1 pseudogene is annotated in these 257 nt (G+C 40.9%); it reads left to right on the forward strand.

Annotated features, from left to right (window positions below):
• Positions 1-257 (forward strand): annotated as a pseudogene (locus tag AC3II9_RS22045) (acyl-CoA dehydrogenase family protein); the annotation flags it as partial.

The following is a 257-nucleotide window of genomic DNA, read 5'->3' on the forward strand; positions in this document are numbered from 1 at the left end:
ACAGCATATTTCCATGATGTATTGGTCGATGAAACTGAAATTTTACCTGATGATGACCGTTTTAAATATTCAGCGGCTTACTATCAACTGGTTCAATTGGCAATTATTACAGGGCTAGGGCGTGCTGCAACCTATGATGTTTCTCAAGCTGTTGCTAAACGTACTCGAAACTATACGCATGCGAATGCCCAATTTGTAAAACAGGATCCACAAATTTTACAAGTCGTAGGACAAATTCGTGGTGCGGCTTACAGTGC

The organism is Lysinibacillus sp. RU7 (genome assembly GCF_057837305.1).